Here is an 18,436-nt window from a genome sequence, read left to right as displayed (position 1 = left end):
CTATGACGGAATATTTCTTACAGGCATTTGTTTATCTCGCTGCCGCAGTAATCGCTGTGCCGATTGCGAAAAAACTGGGCTTAGGCTCAGTGCTGGGGTATTTAATTGCTGGTGTGATCATTGGCCCGGTAACGCATTTAGTGGGCCAAGAAACGCTAACCATTCAGCACTTTGCGGAATTTGGCGTGGTGATGATGCTCTTTCTGGTGGGACTTGAACTCGCCCCTAGTATGTTGTGGCAAATGCGCAATCGACTGTTCGGTTTAGGCGGCCTGCAAGTGGTGATCTCTACTGTTTTAGTCGCAGGTATTGCCTTGTTGTTTGAGCAGCCTTGGTCGGTATCGCTAGCGATAGGCTTAATTTTCTCGCTTTCTTCTACTGCCATTGTGCTGCAAACCTTCAATGAGAAAGGGCTGTCGAGCACAGAAGGGGGGCGAAATGCGTTTTCCGTACTGCTGATGCAAGATATCGCCGTCATTCCTATGCTCGCCTTTATTCCTATGCTGGCGCTACCTGAGTTAGTGGCAGCAGCAGAGGGGCTACAAAGCAGCGCCGAACATCATGAACAACTTAATTTAGTGGCTCACCTGCCCACTTGGGCTTACGCCATCGCCATTCTAGCCAGTATTGGTGGGGTGATTGTGCTCGGCCACTTCCTCTCTCGTCCTTTGTTTCATTATGTGGCAAGTTCAGGTCTGCGCGAGATATTCGTCGCAACGGCACTGTTACTTGTTGTGGGTATTGCAGCGTTAATGAGTTTAGTGGGGTTGTCACCAGCGCTCGGCACTTTTTTAGCGGGGGTAGTATTGGCGAATAGTGAGTTTCGCCATGAGTTAGAAAGCAATATCGAACCGTTTAAAGGTCTATTGCTTGGCCTGTTTTTTATCACGGTTGGGGCTGGCATTAACTTTGACATACTGGCTAACCAAGCGCTAGTCATTGGTTTACTTACCTTGGCGGTGATCGTGGTTAAAGCATCGGTGCTTTGGGGCTTAGCGGTGATGTTTCGCATTAAAAATAGCAATCGCTGGTTGTTTTCTCTAAGCCTTGCGCAAGCTGGGGAGTTTGGTTTTGTCTTGCTTAGCTTCTCAGTGCAACAGCACGTGATCCCAACCGATATAGCAAGTATTTTACAACTGGTTGTCGCCCTGTCGATGTTCCTAACGCCGTTGCTATTTATTTTGTTTGAACATGTCATAATGCCGCGCTATCAAGCTGATACTAGTAACCCAAAGTACGATGATATTGGCCACTCAGCGAGTGTGATTATTGCTGGTATCGGCCGTTTTGGGCAGATAGTGAATCGTTTGCTAGTGGCTAACGGTGTTAAAACTGTGGTGCTGGATCACGAAGCGTCACAAGTGGAAAACCTCAGAAAAATCGAAATACAGAGCTACTTTGGCGATGCCACACGCCCTGATTTACTACACACCGCTGGGATAGAAAATGCCAAGCTGTTAATCGTTGCCATTGATAATCGCGAACAAGCAATTGAATTAATTACTTATGTTAAACACACCTATCCCAAGGTAAAAATTCTCGCTCGTGCTTTTGATAAAGGTCACAACTATGAGTTGCTCCAAGCTGGCGCAGATTTCACAGTTAACGAAACTTATTTTTCTGCGTTAGAGCTGGGCGCTGAGGCTATGACTGAACTCGGTTTTCATCCATTTGAAGTGGAGCAGAAGAAATACGCTTTTTGCCAAATTGAAGCTGCCGCTTCCAATCAGCTATACCAGCAGTGGCTAGGCGGCAGTGAAGGGGAAAAGTTTGACCCTAATTACCGCAAATTGTTTATGCAAATGGAAGACAGTATTAAGCAGGCAATGCAGCGTGATCGCATGGATAAGCACGATGGCGCTGAGCGCGGCTGGACACCACCACCGAAAAACTATGAAAAAGGGTTTGATTGATAGCAATTCAACCAAGGTTTAGGCAGTCAATAACAAGTAAAAAACTGCCTTTATCTATGTAAGTTTTGTTGATGCCTACAAACCCGCCGCTTGTTTTACTTGACTAAAGTGCTCTAACACTTCTTCAAGCTCGTGCTCAATTTGCTTGCGCGTTTCTTTTGAATCACCAGAAGTTTTGGCAATCACGGCCATGGTGGCAGGGTGTACTAATAAGTCTTTAGCGTGGTAGCAAGCTGCTGATTTTACCGCGGGTAATTTACCGTCGGCGTGATAATCGCGCTCAATTTCATCCAATGACAGCTTCATCATGTCGTTCGCTGCGGCCAAGGCTGCACCTAAATACTCTTGACAAATTGGTTGTTTGGCAACAAATGCGGGGATAAGCTTGGTCGATAATGTAGTAAGTTCAGCACTTTTTTTCGCTAACATGGCGATCGGCGCGCTATCGACACTCGCTGCAATTTCTTTGGCGAGGTGCTGGTAGCTATCCCAGTGATCAGTTTTATGTGCGTGCGCGCTAGCGACTGTTGATACTAAGCTAGCGGCCAGCGATAAACCTAGGGCTAATTTTTTCATGAAAGTTCTGCTTTTTCAGTAAGTCTGTTGAGTAGGCTGCACTATAGCGAACTTTTTTATAAATGAAAATAATTGTTATTTGTATTGTTTGCGATTGAAATCTGACGTTCGGCTGTTAACAAAACCTTAGGCTCAGCTCAAGCTGGCGGGAAAACTTGTTTAAAGCTAAATGCTACTTGGCTTTCACCATGTGTTCGAAGGTATTCGAGCTTTTCTTTTGCTTGGGCAACTGTTGGGGGGTGATCTGCGTCAATCCACCAAAGTACATAAGTGGCTTGTGCGGGCTATCAAGGGGGGCAAGTGCGGTCGCAATGTTTAGTTGGGCTAATACCTTGGTCATGGCTCTTCCTCAATCATTGTTCTACATTATCTTATTGTTGCTACCAGCGAGCCGCTTTCTATTATTCGCTTGTCTGTCACCCATTTTGCCGTTATGCACTTTTCTCGGAAATACTGGGGTTGAGCAAGCCATAGTAATAGCTATCGAACCAGGTATCGCCAACGCAAAAATCAGAAGCTAAACAGCCTTCACGTGTGAGTGATAACCTTTCCATTACTTTCCAGCTCGATGTGTTTTCAACGGCACATTTAGCAAATATTTTTCTTGCCCCTAACGAGGTAAAAATAAATTCCATCATTGGCTTGGCAGCCTCGGTCAGAATGCCTTTACCTTGTTGTTCACTCAGCAGTATGTAACCTATTTCGACGCGCATCGCATCAATATCTTCGAGCAAGAACCCGACACTGCCACAAAATGCACTGCTTGTGCGATCAAAAATCAGTAGCGTAAACCACTGGCTGTGATCATCAAAACACTGATTCCTTGCCTCAAACTTGGCTTTAAAGGCGTCAGGTTCTGGCACATCACCGATGTAGGCCATAAGTGCTGAATTTGTTTGCAAGGCAGTAAAATGTTGTAAGTCATGCCTGTTCATGATGCGAATTGATAAGCGCTCGGTACGAAATGATAAGTTCTTCGGGGTTAGGCAGGATAAGTCCATTTTATTCACTGGGGTTACACTCTATACTGTCGAAAATGCTACTTGTGCTAACCATAATGGCATTGCTGTTAAGCACTGGTCAACAGGTAAGCAGCACAAAATAAGTACAACACGCAAGCGCTTAACCGCGCCACTAGAGAGAACTAATCAAATGGCAAAAACAATCGTAATTACAGGGGCTAACCGCGGCATTGGCTTGGCGATGGCATCAATTTTTAGCAAACGTGGCGACAGTGTTTACGCTGTTTGTCGTCAAAGCTCGCGTGAGCTTGACGCGTTAGGCGTCAATGTTGTGAGCGGTGTTGATGTGACCGATGAAAGCGGCTTGGCGGTAATGGCACAATCACTTGCTGAACAAACGATTGATGTACTCGTGTGCAATGCGGGTATTTTACGTGACGAGAACTTATCGAATTTTAATCTAGCGACTATGCGCGATCAGTTTGAGGTTAATACCTTAGCGCCACTACGAGTTGTTCATGCGCTGCAAGCTCAGCTTAGCGCTGGCAGTAAAGTGGCCATGATCACGTCGCGCATGGGCTCTATCGAAGATAACACTTCCGGTGGCCGCTTTGGTTATCGCATGTCCAAAGCCGCGCTCAATATTGCGTCAGTATCGCTTAGTCATGATTTAGCCGAGCAAGAAATTGCCGTGGGGATCTATCACCCAGGCTATGTGCAAACCGATATGGTTGGCGGTCGTGGCGATATTTCTGCTGCCGAGGCGGCAGGGCGGATTATTGGCTTGGTGGATGAATTAACGCTAGCGACCAGTGGCCAGTTTAGACATTCTAATGGTCAGCGATTACCTTGGTAATTGACAGAATTTACCAAGGCAACGATGAAAGAAAGTTACTTTAAAATTTGGCGCACGGTACAAATGATCCCAGCAGGTAAGGTGGCCAGTTATGGGCAAATTGCTGATTTAGCAGGCTTACCCGGACGGGCTAGGCTGGTGGGAAAGTCGCTGGGTTTTGTGCCCAAAGAAGGTTACCAGGGCCAACCTGTGCCTTGGTTTCGCGTGATAAATTCAGCCGGTAAAATCTCTTTCCCGGCTGGTTCGGACGCGTTTGAGCGACAAAAACAACAGTTGCAAGATGAACAAGTAGTCGTGATTGGTGCTCGTATTAAGCTGAAAGAGTTTCAATGGCAACCTGATCTCGCCGAATTACTCTTCAGGCTTGAGTATTAGATAGTTTCGCTTTTTAATCAGATGAACTTTCGAGACTGTTGTTATTCAATAAAATAGCTTTAACAATCCACCTGAGGTAGACATAATAGCGCAATGTTTTTATTTGACGCCCTGTTAGATGGGGGGAGTATTTATGTCATCGAGCACTTTAGCGCTTAACTTGCCCAAGGGGATTTTTGTTTCAGGTAACGGGCCTGCGATTGTTTTCTTGCACAGCTCACTCAGCTCTTCACGCCAGTGGTTCCCATTGGTTAAGCAATTAGACGCCCATTTTACCTGTATCAATGTTGATATTTTGGGGTATGGCTTAGCGGATAAAGTCAGCGACCCTGAAAATTACAGTTTTGACCTTGAAATTGCGCGCATTAATCAAGCTTTAGATGAAGTTATCGGCGATGCAAGCTACCACTTAGTTGGCCATTCTTGCGGTGGGGCAATTGCCTTGAAGATGGCGGTAGAAGCCCCACAGCGCTTATTGAGTTTATCGTTATTTGAGCCGGTTGCCTTTAACTTGCTGCCTGCTGGTAGCGATCAGCGCCATGTCGCTGATGAATTTGCTGAGCGCGTTGATTTGCAAGACAACTATGCGGCAGCGGAAGTATTCACTGATTTTTGGAATATGAAAGGCTTTTTTAAATCTTTACCGCCTAAAATGCAGGCGTTAATGGCTAATGATATGCCGAAAGTGACATTGGACTTCAAAGGATTGGTTTCGCCAACTTACACTTTGGCTGATGTTGCTAACATTGCGGCACCTACGTTATTTTTATCGGGTAAATACAGCCCACAATTAAGCCATAGCTTAGCAGAGCAGATCATTGGCAGCTTACCCAATGTTAAAAGTGTTGAAGTAGACGCCGGACATATGGCACCAGTAAGCCATGGTGAGTTAGTATTACCCAAAATCGCTGACTTTATTCTACAAAATGCTAAGAATTATTAATTCAGATAGTTTTCGGAATATGCTTAGCTGGCCTAGTCAACTTACCGCTTCTGATCAAACTAGTGTGCGTGCTAAAAATGCTAAATTAATAGGGCATTTCGCTATGGGGGTATTGGCAAGTGCGCTTTGGATACAAGGTGTACAGGCTGAACACTCAGGTAAGCTGGCGCCTAGCGAAGATATTCACACCATATGTGCTCTATCGCCGCGCCAGTGTCTAGTCAGCACCGAAAAGCTGTTAACACAAGAACCAAGTGAAAGCCGTCGCTGGTTTCAATACAAAACCTATCAATTTGATGCCTTGTTTCAATTATTGGACATTGAAGCGCTTGCACGTGAGCTAGCGCCTTGGCTTGATCGCGATGATATTCCGCTGAAATTTAAAATCAGTGTCTTGATTTATTCCGCGAAAACGCTACCAGAATCCCAAAAGGCGCTTGCCAATCAACAAATGAATCAGGCGATTGAGGTGCTTGAACAAATCAATGAAGCGCATCGCGATCCACTGATTGTTGTGCAAATCGCCAACGCGCTTAATCAGCAAGGGGAATATCAGCGGGGCTACGACATGCTGATGCCCTTGGTGGCTAAGTATCAGCATCGCTACATGCCTCGTTTTAAACATGAGTTATTCGAAAATTTAGGCCATTTTGCTTTGCGCCTAAATAAGCTAGGTGATCATTTAGAGTATCGACAGTTAGCATTAGAGTGGGCGAGGGCGCTAGGCAATAATATTCAGGTCGCCATCTCACTTTACAACGTTGCCCGCGCGTATCAAATGTTGTCGGATTACTCGAATGCGATGGATTATTTTATGCAAGCTGAGCAGCTTGAAGCACTTGGCCCAAATGATCAGAACTTGATTAATTTTCGGCGAGCGGAAATGTCATTGGCTCAAGGTCGACTCGACGAAGCAATCGAATATTACGGCAAAGTCGATAAGGTCATCGGTGCTAAGTTTTATCGTGCCTTGCTTAGTGAATTTGAATTGGCGCTGACGCAAGCCAAAAGTGCCTCGCAAAGTGCTGAGTAAAACGTAGTAAGCTGAATTAAAGAAAACAACAAAAATGTATGGTTCGCCTCGTTATTGCAAGTGATATTTCGATAACGGGGTGATTTGCGCTAATGTCTTCGGAGTCATAGGCATATCACCCGCTCCACGATGAGATCCGCGCTAGATTGTCCTCAAAAAGCCCAAAGCATTATTAACATGCTGTTTTTTGTGTCAGGTCTTCAACCTAGCCAATTAATCGTTTTGTCATCTTCATTATCCATTGCAAATTCGGGTTAAACAGTTATTTTAAATGGTTGTTTCGTCACCATGACTGACCATGAGATGCGAGCTAGCTTATTGGCTAACGCGACCACTGCAACGTTATAAGGTTTCCTTGCCCTGAGGTTGACGAGCCACTCTCCAAAGCATTTACTCGCTAACTCTGGTCGTGACATCAATGCCCTAGCTCCGTGGATAAATAATACCAATTGAAATAAATACTTAATCATTCAGCGAGAATTAAAAGGCTTAGAGGCAAGGCATTGATTGCAGAGAATGGTCGCTCCCTTGTCAAAATCAATAACGCCGCATATGAGCCTTTTAAACTCGCCCTTGGGAGCGTGTCAGCGTCGCGATAACTGCGCCAAATTGATGAGATGTAGAATAACTATATCAACAAAAATTTGACTTGCTCTCCCACCGCTGACAGCGCTCTGAATTGATCAATTAATTAATTCAATTGGTATAACGTACGTAAGGATTTGTTACCACGCTTGCTAATCCCTAGTAACGTCGATTTACCGCCGGTCGAGTGCTGATGAGGAACTAATCCAAGCCATGACGCCATATGACGACCATTTTTAAAATCTTGAGCATTACTAATGTCAGATAAACAGCGGCTTGCTGTTAAGTCTCCCACGCCAGGAATGGTTTTTAGCAATTGAGCGCGTTCGTCTTTTGAAACTAATTCGGTTAGCTTTTTATCTTGTTTTTGTATGAGGGTATTAAGGTGTGTGTAATATTCATGATGTTCAACAAGCTCAAGCATCAACATGGGACTGATTGACGCTTTATGCTCTGCTAGCCACTGAAATAATTGCTTCATTTGGCTATGTCCTCTAGGAAAGCTCATACCAAATTCAAGTAAGATAGCGCCAATGCGTGACATGCAAGCTGTGCGCTCTTTGATATAGCTAGCCCGAATACGCTGAATAACGGCAATCACCTGAGCTTCTTCCGTTTTTATACTGACAAAGCGCATAGAAGGTCGTGTCGCAGCTTCTGCTATGGCATCCGCGTCAATAAAATCATTTTTATTGGTTTTAACGTAAGGTTTTACATATTGAGGAGGGATTAGCTTAACTTGATGGCCAAATGACACTAGTTTACGAGCTAACCAGTGACTTCCTCCACAAGACTCCATCGCTATGGTGACTGGCTCGTGTTTGACTAAAAACTGAAGGAGTTGTTTGCGGTTGAATTTGCGTCTTAGCTGCTCTCGACCTGAGTGGTCATGACCAACTAAATGAAATGTGGATTTGCCTAAATCGATACCAAGCACTTTAATTAATGACATGATGGTTTGCCTCTTTTATTTGCCTAACTCTAAGATTAGCTGAGCTAGCTTAGAGGTGAGGCGAACCATCTAATTAAGCCCGGCAAACATACCGGGCAAAAACTAAAACAGGGAAAACATGATTTAAAAAGTGTTTATTCGGTATTACCCTCTAATAAACTTTTACCATTGATGGCGATTTTTCTTGGCTTTAATGCCTCTGGTATTTCTCTTTCTAAATCAACGTGTAGTAAACCATTTTCCATAAAGGCACCGACCACTTTTACATGGTCACCAAGCTGGAACTTACGCTCGAAATTGCGCTCGGCAATACCTTGATGTAAGAATTTTCGCTCAGTTTTATCTGCTGCACTGGCTTTTGTGCCAGTAATGATTAAATGATTTTGCTTTGATTCTATATCGAGCTCTTCTTCCGCAAATCCAGCGACCGCCATGGTGATGCGGTATTTATCTTCCGCAAGCGATTCAATATTGTATGGTGGGTAAGAAGGCTGCTTTTCGTTTCGTGCGGCTTTGTCCATTAGACTGGCTAAGTGATCAAAACCAATGAATGAACGGTAAAGTGGGCTGAAATCTGTAGATGTACGCATAATGGTCATATCCTATAATTGTTTAGCAATATGTAAGTACTTAATAAAATTATTGTTTTGCAGGAGTTCTACAGTGAAACCAACTAGCGAGCTGTGCTTGTCTCAAGCGTTAGGCGCCGCATTATCGTCGCGAATCTTGCAGTTTCTCTTGCATCTAAAAACGTATGTTTTATTAAGTTGCCCTTCACAATGAACGGGCGGTTAATGTTTTGTAGTCCCTATCAGGCGACTACAAAATTATATATATGGCAGGCAAAATCAGTTTCAAGTAAAACACATAAAAAAATTTAAAATAATTTTTAAATTTAATTTAAGTTACTGAATTTTAATGTTTATTTTTTTTTGAAAGGCGAGCTAATAATCGGTTTAATTGATTGATAGGATTTTAGTGATTTTGTCTTTCGTCGTAACGATGAGTTTACTCACCGTGCAGTTGCGTAAAACAACTTAACAATCACGCGCTGAGCTCACAGAAAAAACGAGTGACAGCGCGAGCGAGTCAATCGTGTGAAAAGGCGTGGTGGTCAGAAGAGTGGTAAATTAGGAAGTGCTAATGGATGAGTGTAAGAAAAGAGCCTTGCGGCTCTTTGTCTACTTAGCTAACAGAGGTAATGGCAGTTATTGATGTTCGCTGACAACGCTATTTACTGGCCAGCAACCGCAGCTTGCCCGCTGTCAGCTTGAGGTACTGTTGAGGCTTCAGCTGAGTTTAACGCTTTAAGCGTGGCTAACGCGTTGTCGTAATTAGGGTGCTGTGAAATATTCGCTACTAGCTCTTTGTAAGCAATTTTGCCTTGCTCATCAATGATAAAAATAGCCCGTGTTAGTAAGCCCATGTCTTTGATTAATAGGCCGTATTTACTGCCAAAGTCGCGCCATACCGCATCAGACAGCACTTTAACTTTATCGATGTTCTCCGCCTTACAAAAGCGCTTTTGTGCAAAAGGTAAATCGTTGCTAATGGTCATCATCACCACATTACCTGGCAGGTTGGCAACTTCTTCATTAAAGCGTTTGGTTTGCAGCGAGCAAACCCCTGTATCTAAGCTTGGCACCACAGAAATCAGCACAGGTTTGTTGGCGAAATCACTTAATGAAACTGGGCCAAAAGATTCGTTAACCACTTTAAAGTCAGGGGCCGTTTCACCTTCGTTTACTTGTGTCCCCAGCAGAGTTACAAACTTGTTTCCGGCTTTCACTAAATTATCGGTTTTGGGCAGTGAATCTTGTGTGAAGAAATCTGCGCAAGCAGAGGAAATAACAGCAAAATTTAATGCGCTAGTTAATAGTAAAGTTGAAAATTTCATATATAGTGTACGTATAGATATCGCGTGTAATACAAGCTTACCTTCGTCGTGCTGAAATTGCTAATGAATAAGGTAGGTCTTGGTTATTTAACCGATATAAAAATAAGATGCTCTGGAGCGTGTTGCGCTCTGGTAAAATCTTTCCTTTCCATTGATTTGTCAGAGGTTGTTTACTGATAATGCCAACCAAATTACTTATATGCGACGACTCGAATATGGCGCGCAAACAGGTGGCGAGATCGCTGCCTGATGACTGGGAAGTCGATGTTAGTTTCGCTGAAAATGGACAGCAAGCAATTACAGCAATTAAAGCCGGTAAAGGCGATGTGTTATTGCTGGATTTGAATATGCCAATCATGGATGGTTATCAAGTACTCGAAACCATCGTCAAAGAAGATCTTCCGACCCTGACTGTGGTGATTTCTGGTGATATTCAGCCAGAAGCGCATGAGCGCGTTACCTGTATGGGTGCGTTGGACTTTATTCAAAAACCAGTCAACAAAGACAAGCTAACCGACATTTTACTGTCGTATGGTATTTTTACCCGTGAAGATCTCGCGACCAATAAAGCTCGCCAAGCAAGTGAAGCCAAGCAGCGTGAAAAAATTGAGCTTCCTGCCATCAACAAGCCTGTGCCCAAAGCGGCAGAAGCCAAAGAGCGCGTTTATCAACCCATCACTTTGGCACCTGATTTACGCGATTGCTACCAAGAAATTGCCAATGTCGCCATGGGGCGTGCTGGTGATTTGCTAGCGCGTTTATTAGATGTTTTCGTGCTGCTCCCCATCCCCAATGTGAACTTGATTGAAGTGAGTGAGCTGAATATGGCGCTGACTTCTGTTGCGACTAATGAGACTACATCAGGGGTTTGCCAAGGCTTTATTGGTGCAGGTGTCAGTGGTGAAGCGTTACTTATTTTGAACGACTCCAGCTTTAAAGAAATCGCCTCGTTGATGAACTACCATCAAGAAATCGACGAGAACACCGAGCTTGAGCTGCTGATGGACATGGCAAACACCTTGATTGGTGCGTGTTTGAGTGGCGTGTCTGAGCAGTTAGATATGACGTTTAGCCAAGGCCATCCGGTCGTACTTGGGCAACACCGCAACGTTAAAGATTTGATTGCCACCAACGCTGCCAAGTGGCGTCAAACCCTCGCCATTGAAATTAGTTACAACATTGAAAACTACTCGATTAAATGCGATTTATTATTGCTGTTTACCGAGGAATCAATGCGTACGTTAAACAATAAAATTTCCTACTTACTGGACTAGTTATGTCGTTAGAAGCATCACAATTAAACGAATTACATTGGCTAATGGAAATGTTGCACAACATTGACGTTGGCTTAGTGGTACTTGATCGCCAGTATAATATTCAGATTTGGAACGGTTTTATGGAAAACCACAGCGGCTTACTACCGCGTGAGGTTAAAGATAAAAACCTGTTCTCATTGTTTGAGGAAATTCCACAAGACTGGTTTGTACGTAAGGCTGAGTCGGTATTTTTGTTGAAAAACAAGGCGTTTACCATTTGGGAGCAGCGACCGTATGTGTTTAAGTTCCAAAACTATCGACCAATCACAGGTACCGCTGATTACATGTACCAAAACACGACCTTTATTCCCCTGATGGCGGCCAATGGTGAAGTAAGTCATCTGTGCATGATTGTGTACGATGTGACCGATAGCGCCGTACACAAAAAAGATTTGCAAAGCGCTAACCAAGAGCTGGCGATCCTCAGCCAAACAGATGGCCTGACTAAACTGTTTAATCGCACCCACTGGGAGCGTTGTTTAGAGTCGGAATATAAACGTTGGTTACGCAGCCAAAATCCAAGCTGTTTGGTGATGATTGATATCGATCAATTTAAGAAGGTCAACGATAGCTACGGTCATGTCGTGGGCGATGATGTGATCAAACACTTGGCTGAGCTGGTTAGGCAACAAGTGCGCGAAACCGATGTTTCTGGGCGCTATGGCGGCGAAGAGTTTGCTGTACTCTTATCAGATACGACATTAGAAAATGCCCATACTTTTGCTGAGCGCTTGCGCTCAAAAGTGGAGTCGTCGGTGGTTAAATACAATGATATCGACATCAATTACACGATCAGCATTGGGATCGCGCAAGTGACACCGGGCATCAGTACATACGAAGCATGGATTGAATGCGCAGACAGTGCCCTTTATCAATCGAAAAAGGACGGGCGAAACCGTATTACCTCGTTCCCTAAACAGTAGCTTTTAAATTTTTGCTTTTAAAGTTTTGATCTTAAATTTTAGCGCTAAAAATACAGCGCCAAACTGTCACTTCAATACCATAAGACAGACTAGCTAACTGAGTAAGCTAGCTAGCCTGAAACCTCTTTCAGAACGCTTTGCGCACGCCAACCGTCACGCTGGTATAGTCAAAATCTTCCAATGCTAAGATAGTGCTGACATCAATAAACGCCTGAATACCATTGGGGTAAACCATGGAAATTCCCGCCCCTACGTTAAAATAATTTGAATCAGGGTCGTCGGTAACGAACTCTACCAAATTGTTACGGGGATCGTGTACATATTGGGCCGTAATGGCACGGCTTTCATCATCGTGTTCGTAATGCCATTCGGCGAGTATGTAAGGAGACATTACGCCATAGTCTCGATTTAACACCCAGCTAATCTGGCCGCCCAAGATGGATTTTAACGATTCTATTTCCTGCTTTTGGTAAGCGAGTGCGAGGCCGCCACCTTCGCCAGCATTGCTTTGAGAGGAGTCTGATTCGGCAAAACTATCAATTTCAATATCGAGGTAAGAAACTTTGAGGTAGGGCATTACCGTGCGATTATCACTCACCATTTGATAGCCAACATCCAAAGTCACAGCGTGTTGATCTGAGTCTGTGCTCGAACTCAGTGTGCGATTGGGGGCGCCAGGAGCATCTGTTGTCGATATAATCTGTATCTGGCGAGCTAAATCAAATTCACTACTGCCAAAGTCAACAACGGCAGACAGATAGAAATCATTTTGGTGGTATAAACCATAGAGGGAGATGGTATCTGTGGTTACGTCCATCTGAGTATCTGGCACGCGATCTGTTACATCGTAGTCAGCTTCCATATCTCGATAACCATAACTGATCCCCATTACCCACTCATTGTTTAGCAGGTAATCAATACCAACTAACACGTTGTAATCGTCTAGATCAAAAGCATTTTCTCGGTCGGTTGCGTCTTTTTCACCAAACCCGCCTTTGACACTTGCGTAAACGCCCCACTTTTCATTGCCATCACTGCTCGCTCCCAATCCCTGAGATTGGAAGTTAAACCCAGTTACATTCGATTCTGGTGCGGTATAAGCAATGCCACCCATAGTATTCATCAGGCTACTCAGACGCTCGGCGATTAACGCATTTTGCCCCATCATTGCATCGGTAATCACATTGCTTTGCGTGGCGACTTCTTCACCGGCAACGTGTTGCAAATAATTCGCTAACTCTGCCGCTGAAACCCCCAAATCTTTCGCTCTAGGGCCGTTAATACCGTTTAATCTATTAGCGGTGTGAACCATTTCCCCACAGCGATTAAACAGATCATTTTGCTGTTTACTGCCATCAGTACCGTTAACGACAAAACCACCACATACCGTTTGTACAGCGTCCCCCATACGTTGTTGTAATTCGGTAACACCTATGGTGCCTAGGTTGGTTTTGATTTGGTCGGTGTTAATTTCATTGGCGTTTATTTCATTAATATAAATGTGAGGGGCGATGACTAAGGTCGAAGTGAGCAGACTAACGTTAATTCGTTTATCCATGACAGGGTTTCCTTTAAGCATGGCTATCGTTGGTATATGCCTTTCGACATAGTTACCTTGTTATTGGGATAACCTGCAGCTATTGGTCACTTTGACTCACAGCAGAAAAATCGTGTCAATAAAACGGTGGCCTAACCACGTATGCTGGCAGGCTAAATTTGTAGTTATAGGTATAGACTATATTTTATGTTTGCGCTGTTCTTTTGAATGTTTAAACTTTCAACTAATGTCGAGCTGGTGAAATGTCCAAGGAAACTGATAAACCTGATCATGATAGCAACCAGTTTACAGGTGAGCATCCTGCACAAGATGATTCGGTGGATAAAACCATTATTGCCACACCCGCACCGTCTTCTTTGACGTCGAGTAATGAAGTTGAGGTTGCCGAGGCACAGCCCGCGCTAGGCACTGGCCAAGTGATCAAAGATCGCTTTGTGCTTACTGAGCGGCTGGGGGAAGGGGGAATGGGAAGTGTTTACAAGGCACGAGATATTATTCAAGAGCAAGCACAGGAAAAGAACCCTTGGGTTGCGATCAAATTGTTGGATATGGTTGAGTTGGATAGCCAAGATGCTCTGATGTGGCTGCAAAGAGAAACCATCAAAGCCCGCAGTCTTGCTCACCCCAATGTGATTCGAGTTTACGACGTTGACCGCGATGGCGATCGAGTGTTTATGACCATGGAGTACCTCGAAGGAATATCGCTTGAGCAATGGCTCAGCCAATACGCGCCAGCCTCTCAAGAGCAATGTGCACCTATCTGGCAGGCGATGGCTGCGGCCTTATCATTTTCCCATCAAAACGGTATTGTGCACTGCGATCTTAAACCCAGTAACGTGTTTATTTGTAATAGCGGCGAGGTCAAAGTGATCGATTTTGGCATTGCGCGTGGCCAAGCAGACAGCCAACTCAATACAACCATGTTTAATCCGGGGGATTGGGGGGCACTCACGCCCGGATATGCCAGCTATGAAATGATCGCAGGATTACCTCCCGAGCCGCAAGATGACATTTATTCGATGGCGGTCGTCATGTACCAAATGCTTACAGGCAAGCACCCATTTGATAAAAATAGCGCGATGAAGGCCAAAGCGCTGGGCTTGCAAGCCGCGCCGATAAAAGGCATTGCCTCGGACTTATGGCAGGAGATCAAAAGCGGGTTGAGCTTTGAACGCAAATTAAGGCCCGCATCCGCTTTGTCGTTAGTCCCTGATAAATCAGTGGTTAGACGAAATATACGCTACGCAATTGTCGCGTTAATCTCGTTAATCTGTTTGCCATTGGCTTATTTCACTTTTACTCAACAGATCGCATTAGAATCGTCTGAACCTGAACCAGCTGAAGCTAAGCCCCCTGAAACTGAGCCCGCATTGCTATCACAGCCCACAGTTAACCGTGACTTAACTCCCCAACAAGTTGAGCAAGTGCAAACGATATTGGCGATTGCCGACGCGCATTTTGATATGGAATTTTATGTCAAACCTATTGGCGCTAACGCCCGTGAAGCTTATTTACACGTATTAACCATAGATCCGGTCAATCGCGAGGCGCAACAGGGGCTGATTAACATCGCCAACTTGTTTTTAGCTGATGCAAAAAGATATTTGTCTCAACAAGACAGAGAACGGGCAAGTGTCGCAATCGCCCAAGGGTTAAAAACGGTACCTGAGCATCAGGAATTGCGGCGCTTGCAGCAAACACTGCAAGACTTTTAGCGGCTTCTTGCTATGCGGACAGTTATTTAGCGAGCGCTGATTTAGCAGAAAGCCACTAATCAGCCAGAAAGGCGAATATGTGCTTTTTAGCTATACTTTTATCACGGTCACCAAAGCCAATGCCTTAGTGTGAATCATGTCAAATATACCTGTTGCTGCCAAGCTCCCCCACTTGAGCAAACTATCCATTTTAGCCGCAACGCTTATCTCTATTTTCGCGTGTCAAACGACAACACCTAAGGTCGCTAGCCAATTAGCCAGTGCGCCCAAAGGCATTGAAAATATTGACGACTTGGTAGTGGTCGATTGCCAACTTCCTGGCATGGTGAAGATGCTGGGCACTATGAAATACGTTACGCCGAGAAGGGCTGCGCGGTTAACCGCGAATGAATGCAGTATTCGCGGCGGTGAATACGTTTTTAGTGATCGCGCAAGTTTAGATGCATCGTTAAACATTTGGTTACCACAAGCGCAAGACGGTGATGCAGTCGCTCAAAATTATGTGGGGCAATTGTATGAAACAGGCGTTAATCGACCACCAGATTTTCAACTAGCCGCATTGTGGTACCAACGAGCCGCCGAGCAAAATCTCAAAGCAGCACAAGTTAACCTAGGCTTCTTGTACGAGATGGGGCGAGGTGTCAGCCAAGACAAAAAGAAAGCGCTCAATCTCTATCGCGCGGCGGCAGGTCTTGACGATGACCAACTTGAGTACGAGTCAGTCATTGAACAACGCATCGCAGAGCGGCTGCAGCAATTCCAAGGGCAGTTAAAACGACACCAGCGAAGCAATGCCGAACTTGAGCAAAAACTTCAAGCCTTGTATGCCAAACACAATGTCGCACTTCAACAGTTAGCAAGGTCGCTAAAGGCAAGAAATCAGCTCCAGCAGACAACTTCGGGTATTAGCAACAGCGCTGAACTGCGCCGATTGAACAAAAAAATTAAACAACTCGAACAAGATAACCAAGGCTTATTAGCCAATATTGCACAATTGACCGAGGAAAACAGCGCAAGTAAAGATAAACTGCTGGCTGAGCGGGAAGCTTTAACGATAGAGCTGAGTGGTGTTAATCAAAGCCTTGATTCGCTTAATCAGCAGCTACAGCGAAAAGAGCAAGAAGTAACGCATTTAGCGAGCCAATTGAGTCAGTTAAAAGACAGCTACGAGCGGGAAAAAACTGAGCTTTATGAAAGTGCAAAGGTGCTTTCGAGCCGTTCAAGCACAAGCCTTCAACAAATGCAGGAGCAGCTGCTGGCGTTAAGCTTATCAAAAAGTAAGTTAGCGCAAGAAAACGCAATATACCAAGAGCAAAACCAGGGTTTAACACAAGTCATTGCTGAGCTTGAAACCAACTTAAATAGGCTCGCTGATAAAGAAAGCAAGCAGGCAAATATCCACCGATTGCAAATCGACAGTCTCAAGCAAACGCTAACGCAGAACAGGTTAAAGCTTCAAAACGCAGCGCAACAGGTGAACGCGCTGTCTATTGAGCGAGCGGATTTAACCGAACGCTTGCTGCTCGCCGTTAAAGCGCAAGAAAAATCGCAAACTGAGCTGGCAGCGCTGCGCTTGCAATACACTGACAACCAGCTGTTGCAAACACAAACGCAAAGTGCGCTTGAGCTACTGAAACAAGATAAAGGAAAACTTGAACAACAACTTAAACAGTCAAGCATGCAACAAGCAGATGCTTCGCAAGCGCAATTAACCTTGCTTGAGCAGCAGCTCAGTGAAAAAGATCAGGCCATTGCTCAACTGCGACGAACGCAAAGCGAATTACAGCTTAACAATCAATTATTGAAACGCAGGCTCAAAAATGATGCACAGCAAACAAGTGAGTTGGCTGAGCAATTGGCATCAAAGGCGAAGTCTTTAAGCCAAAAGCAACGGGAAATTATTAGATTAGAAAGCCAGCTTGAACAAGCAAATCAAAAGTATTCGGGCCTCAACCAAGTCGCACTGCGCCCGGCGAGCAATGCGCTAGCGCCTAAGCTGCGCTCTATTGATACTAGCGCTATCGTCAAGAGCTCTATCACAAACAATAACGAGCAAAGCCAGCTAGTGCAGTCTTTTGGCAATTTTCACGCGTTAATTATTGGTAACGACAACTATCAGTACTTGCCGAATTTAAATACCGCAGTCGCCGATGCCAATCGCTTGGAGCAGATATTAAAGGATCAGTACGGCTATGAAACAACGGTGTTGCTCAATGCGGATCGCCAAACGATTTTAACTCGTCTGTTTGAATTAAAAAAATCACTCACCGATGATACTAACCTACTTATTTATTACGCCGGGCACGGTGAAATTAGTGACTCTAGAGGGCATTGGTTACCAATTGATGCCAGACCGGATAATCAAGCTAACTGGATTCCCACGCAACAATTAACCGATATGGTTGCGTTAATTGATGCGCGTAAAATTCTGATTGTTGCAGACAGCTGTTACTCCGGCGTGTTAACGCGCAGTGCGATTTTATCTTCCGGTGTGCGCGGTGATATTAACGATAAAAAATACCAACGTTGGTTGCAGGCCATGGCGAAGGGGAAATCGCGCACTGTGCTCACTTCTGGTGGGCTACAACCTGTGTTAGACAGCGGCGGTGGTGAGCATTCATTGTTTGCGAAACACTTTTTAGCGGCACTGGAGAACAATCAAGGGATCATCGATGCCCATACCTTGTACAACCAAATATTTTTGGACGTTAAAGAAGCGGCTCTAGTGATGAATGTCGACCAGTCACCTCAATATGCGCCGATTAAAAATGCTAACCACTATTCGGTGGATTACTTTTTTATCAATCGCCAAAATTTATAACACAAAGCAGG

15 protein-coding genes and 1 pseudogene are annotated in these 18,436 nt (G+C 44.6%); 9 read left to right on the top strand and 7 right to left on the bottom strand.

The features are described from left to right. The first annotated feature begins 2 nt into the window (after positions 1 to 2). Positions 3 to 1,913 carry a monovalent cation:proton antiporter-2 (CPA2) family protein gene (locus tag DXX93_RS14865; RefSeq protein WP_116008780.1) on the top strand — a complete coding sequence of 637 codons (1,911 nt, stop codon included), beginning with the start codon at positions 3 to 5 and terminating at the stop codon, positions 1,911 to 1,913. 75 nt (positions 1,914 to 1,988) lie between these two features. On the opposite strand, the gene DXX93_RS14860 is transcribed toward DXX93_RS14865, so the two are convergent. The 3 genes from DXX93_RS14860 to DXX93_RS14850 form a co-directional block, all read right to left on the bottom strand. Then, a complete protein-coding gene (locus DXX93_RS14860) occupies positions 1,989 to 2,489 on the bottom strand; it encodes a hypothetical protein (protein ID WP_116008779.1) in 501 nt (166 codons plus the stop codon). A 137-nt stretch (positions 2,490 to 2,626) separates the two neighbouring features. Further along, positions 2,627 to 2,743 (bottom strand): DUF3291 domain-containing protein, encoded by a 117-nt coding sequence (locus DXX93_RS14855; protein ID WP_116009989.1) that lies wholly within the window; start codon positions 2,741 to 2,743, stop codon positions 2,627 to 2,629. Between the two features lie 177 nt (positions 2,744 to 2,920). Then, the gene (locus DXX93_RS14850) at positions 2,921 to 3,490 is read right to left on the bottom strand and encodes a GNAT family N-acetyltransferase (protein ID WP_116008778.1); all 570 of its coding nucleotides are present in this window, start codon (positions 3,488 to 3,490) and stop codon (positions 2,921 to 2,923) included. A 151-nt stretch (positions 3,491 to 3,641) separates the two neighbouring features. Between DXX93_RS14850 and DXX93_RS14845 the strand changes: the two genes are divergently transcribed. From DXX93_RS14845 to DXX93_RS14830, 4 genes are all read left to right on the top strand, one after another. Beyond that, entirely contained in the window at positions 3,642 to 4,307 is a 666-nt protein-coding gene (locus DXX93_RS14845) for an SDR family oxidoreductase (protein WP_116008777.1), read from the top strand. A gap of 24 nt (positions 4,308 to 4,331) precedes the next feature. Continuing rightward, positions 4,332 to 4,682 carry an MGMT family protein gene (locus tag DXX93_RS14840; RefSeq protein ID WP_116008776.1) on the top strand — a complete coding sequence of 117 codons (351 nt, stop codon included), beginning with the start codon at positions 4,332 to 4,334 and terminating at the stop codon, positions 4,680 to 4,682. A gap of 133 nt (positions 4,683 to 4,815) precedes the next feature. Then, complete coding sequence (locus DXX93_RS14835; protein ID WP_181902233.1) at positions 4,816 to 5,625, top strand: alpha/beta fold hydrolase; 810 nt, start codon at positions 4,816 to 4,818, stop codon at positions 5,623 to 5,625. A gap of 103 nt (positions 5,626 to 5,728) precedes the next feature. Further along, positions 5,729 to 6,658 (top strand): tetratricopeptide repeat protein, encoded by a 930-nt coding sequence (locus DXX93_RS14830; protein WP_147302698.1) that lies wholly within the window; start codon positions 5,729 to 5,731, stop codon positions 6,656 to 6,658. A 703-nt stretch (positions 6,659 to 7,361) separates the two neighbouring features. Here the strand turns inward: DXX93_RS14830 and DXX93_RS14820 are convergent. The 3 genes and pseudogenes from DXX93_RS14820 to tpx all read right to left on the bottom strand — a co-directional run. Next, positions 7,362 to 8,195: pseudogene (locus DXX93_RS14820) on the bottom strand (IS110 family transposase); the annotation flags it as partial. A 134-nt stretch (positions 8,196 to 8,329) separates the two neighbouring features. Further along, positions 8,330 to 8,785 carry an Hsp20 family protein gene (locus DXX93_RS14815; RefSeq protein ID WP_116009988.1) on the bottom strand — a complete coding sequence of 152 codons (456 nt, stop codon included), beginning with the start codon at positions 8,783 to 8,785 and terminating at the stop codon, positions 8,330 to 8,332. A 644-nt stretch (positions 8,786 to 9,429) separates the two neighbouring features. Next, entirely contained in the window at positions 9,430 to 10,092 is a 663-nt protein-coding gene (gene tpx, locus DXX93_RS14810) for a thiol peroxidase (protein WP_116008773.1), read from the bottom strand. Positions 10,093 to 10,271: 179 nt separating this feature from the next. On the opposite strand from tpx, the gene DXX93_RS14805 reads away from it, so the two are divergent. After that, entirely contained in the window at positions 10,272 to 11,366 is a 1,095-nt protein-coding gene (locus DXX93_RS14805; RefSeq protein WP_116008772.1) for a response regulator, read from the top strand. Between the two features lie 2 nt (positions 11,367 to 11,368). Then, entirely contained in the window at positions 11,369 to 12,331 is a 963-nt protein-coding gene (locus tag DXX93_RS14800) for a sensor domain-containing diguanylate cyclase (RefSeq protein ID WP_116008771.1), read from the top strand. A 127-nt stretch (positions 12,332 to 12,458) separates the two neighbouring features. Here DXX93_RS14800 and DXX93_RS14795 read toward each other — a convergent pair whose 3' ends face one another. Further along, positions 12,459 to 13,889, bottom strand: a complete 1,431-nt coding sequence (locus DXX93_RS14795; RefSeq protein ID WP_181902232.1) for an autotransporter outer membrane beta-barrel domain-containing protein — start codon at positions 13,887 to 13,889, stop codon at positions 12,459 to 12,461. A 242-nt stretch (positions 13,890 to 14,131) separates the two neighbouring features. On the opposite strand from DXX93_RS14795, the gene DXX93_RS14790 reads away from it, so the two are divergent. Together DXX93_RS14790 and DXX93_RS14785 are read left to right on the top strand one after the other, a co-directional pair. After that, on the top strand, positions 14,132 to 15,604 hold the full coding sequence (locus tag DXX93_RS14790; protein ID WP_116008769.1) for a serine/threonine-protein kinase: 1,473 nt from the start codon (positions 14,132 to 14,134) through the stop codon (positions 15,602 to 15,604). Positions 15,605 to 15,740: 136 nt separating this feature from the next. Next, positions 15,741 to 18,425: a caspase family protein gene (locus DXX93_RS14785; protein WP_116008768.1), complete on the top strand. Its 2,685-nt coding sequence runs from the start codon at positions 15,741 to 15,743 to the stop codon at positions 18,423 to 18,425. Positions 18,426 to 18,436: the final 11 nt, after the last annotated feature.

Source organism: Thalassotalea euphylliae, assembly GCF_003390335.1.
Classification (GTDB): Bacteria; Pseudomonadota; Gammaproteobacteria; order Enterobacterales; family Alteromonadaceae; genus Thalassotalea_F; species Thalassotalea_F euphylliae_B.
This window is presented reverse-complemented; position numbering and strand designations above follow the sequence as displayed.

Excerpts from the sequence above, each read along its gene's own strand:
- DXX93_RS14865 (WP_116008780.1), top strand. The coding sequence starts at position 3 with ATGACGGAATATTTCTTACAGGCATTTGTTTATCTCGCTGCCGCAGTA.
- DXX93_RS14860 (WP_116008779.1), bottom strand. The coding sequence starts at position 2,489 with ATGAAAAAATTAGCCCTAGGTTTATCGCTGGCCGCTAGCTTAGTATCA.
- DXX93_RS14850 (WP_116008778.1), bottom strand. The coding sequence starts at position 3,490 with ATGGACTTATCCTGCCTAACCCCGAAGAACTTATCATTTCGTACCGAG.
- DXX93_RS14845 (WP_116008777.1), top strand. The coding sequence starts at position 3,642 with ATGGCAAAAACAATCGTAATTACAGGGGCTAACCGCGGCATTGGCTTG.
- DXX93_RS14840 (WP_116008776.1), top strand. The coding sequence starts at position 4,332 with ATGAAAGAAAGTTACTTTAAAATTTGGCGCACGGTACAAATGATCCCA.
- DXX93_RS14835 (WP_181902233.1), top strand. The coding sequence starts at position 4,816 with ATGTCATCGAGCACTTTAGCGCTTAACTTGCCCAAGGGGATTTTTGTT.
- DXX93_RS14830 (WP_147302698.1), top strand. The coding sequence starts at position 5,729 with ATGGGGGTATTGGCAAGTGCGCTTTGGATACAAGGTGTACAGGCTGAA.
- DXX93_RS14815 (WP_116009988.1), bottom strand. The coding sequence starts at position 8,785 with ATGCGTACATCTACAGATTTCAGCCCACTTTACCGTTCATTCATTGGT.
- tpx (WP_116008773.1), bottom strand. The coding sequence starts at position 10,092 with ATGAAATTTTCAACTTTACTATTAACTAGCGCATTAAATTTTGCTGTT.
- DXX93_RS14805 (WP_116008772.1), top strand. The coding sequence starts at position 10,272 with ATGCCAACCAAATTACTTATATGCGACGACTCGAATATGGCGCGCAAA.
- DXX93_RS14800 (WP_116008771.1), top strand. The coding sequence starts at position 11,369 with ATGTCGTTAGAAGCATCACAATTAAACGAATTACATTGGCTAATGGAA.
- DXX93_RS14795 (WP_181902232.1), bottom strand. The coding sequence starts at position 13,889 with ATGGATAAACGAATTAACGTTAGTCTGCTCACTTCGACCTTAGTCATC.
- DXX93_RS14790 (WP_116008769.1), top strand. The coding sequence starts at position 14,132 with ATGTCCAAGGAAACTGATAAACCTGATCATGATAGCAACCAGTTTACA.
- DXX93_RS14785 (WP_116008768.1), top strand. The coding sequence starts at position 15,741 with ATGTCAAATATACCTGTTGCTGCCAAGCTCCCCCACTTGAGCAAACTA.